The organism is Microbacterium sp. Bi128, from assembly GCF_918698205.1.
The window spans coordinates 1-1,526 of sequence record NZ_CAKKMM010001239.1 but is presented as its reverse complement, the minus strand read 5'-3'; the positions used below and the strand labels follow the sequence as shown (position 1 = coordinate 1,526).

Sequence of the window (1,526 nt, the reverse complement as noted above, 5' to 3'; positions counted from 1 at the left end):
GCAGGCTGTTCCTGAACGCCGTCGCCCACCACATGGGTCAGGTCCTCCCGGACAGGAATCGCCCAGCCAATCCCCGCGTTGGTTGCCTTACCGGCGTCGGGTGCGTAACTGGTCATGTCGATCGGGCCGAGTTGATCCACCTGCTTGATGGGAAGAAATGTCCAATCGCGCGGATCAGTGTGGGAGCCATTGAGGATGGTTTCGAAGTGAAGATGGCAGCCGGTAGAGGATCCGGTGGTACCTACCCGGGCAATAATTTCCCCCACCCGCACGGAGTCGCCCTTCTTGACCGCGATCGCCTCCAGATGGTTGTACGTGGTGATGAGACCGTTGCCGTGGTCGATTTCCACCCGGTTTCCGCCGCCCCACGGGTGCCACCCGACGGCCCGCACCACACCGGCGTCGGCGGAGTAGACCCGGGTGCCGCAGGGGGCCGCGAAGTCCTGGCCCCAGTGGAATTCGCCCGCGAATCCCGTCAGGGGGCTGGTGCGCAGCCCGAACGGGGACGAAGGCACCAGTGATTCAAGCGGGGCCATGAGGAAACCCACCGCGGGCCGGTGCAGGGACGCCGAGGCCACATTGAGCTCGCCCCGCACCCCGGCCCGGGTGGCCGTGTCCACCGTGCTCCGGCTAAAGGCCACGAGCGCCTGGGCATCGGCGGTGACAGCGCCGGCGCCGGGAGTCCCTGCTGGCGCGGTCGCGGCGGAGTGGGCCAGCGGGTCCAGGGCCTCCGGTCCCACGTCGCCGGAGGCAGGCATGGCGGCCGTCGGGACGGCGGTGGGCGCGCCGTAGGTCGCAAAGGCGCTCAGTCCCTGAAAGCCGCCGAATGCCAGCACGGCCAGGGACAGGCACAGGCCTCCGGACACGCAGCGCACGGCAATGGTCCGTGCCCTCGCTGACTGCTCACTCGATGAGTTTCCCCAGTGTTTTCCCACGAAATGACTCCCGCAATATGTCCGCCAGACCCCAATCTTCACGGACTTACCTCCCTATGTGACCACAGACGGCCGGGTCTGTGAACCGTCAGCGTGTTCCTTTTGCGGGACCAATCGGAGATCCGCGGATGTCCCCAGTAGCTTGCCGGCGGCGCCCCAGTAGTTCTCCGCACAATTGCAGGTGCCGCACGCCGCCGGGACGGGTAAGAATGAAGGATGCGAAATGTCCTCAGGGAATGGCAGGCGGAACTCAAACAGACGTTCACGGGGACGCGCGATTCGGTGCCCGAGTGGGTGCCGGGCCTGGCCGAGGGGGACGACGCCGGTTACCACTTGCCCGGCTCGGCCGTCTGGGCCGTGCACGGGGACATGCCAACCATCGTGGCGGGCATCCGGGCACTGCTGATGCAGGCGCTCCATCCCGGCGCGTTGGCCGGAGTCCACGATCACTCCCGTTTCCGCGAAGACCCGCTGGGCCGGCTGGCTGGCACGATCCGCTGGATCTTCACCGTGACGTATGGCTCCACGGATACGGCGAAGGCGGCGTCGGACTGGGGTCTTCGGCTGCACCGGCCGGTGCGGGGGGAATGT

At 67.2% G+C, this 1,526-nt stretch carries 2 protein-coding genes; one reads left to right on the top strand and one right to left on the bottom strand.

Going from position 1 to position 1,526, the window contains the following annotated elements; genetic code table 11:
* A partial coding sequence (locus tag LQV45_RS31635; RefSeq protein ID WP_230011374.1) for a M23 family metallopeptidase occupies nucleotides 1-866 on the bottom strand: 866 nt, incomplete at its 3' end.
* 285 nt (nucleotides 867-1,151) lie between these two features.
* Between LQV45_RS31635 and LQV45_RS31630 the strand changes: the two genes are divergently transcribed.
* Nucleotides 1,152-1,526 (top strand): oxygenase MpaB family protein (locus LQV45_RS31630; protein ID WP_230011371.1); only part of this gene is annotated, 375 nt, incomplete at its 3' end.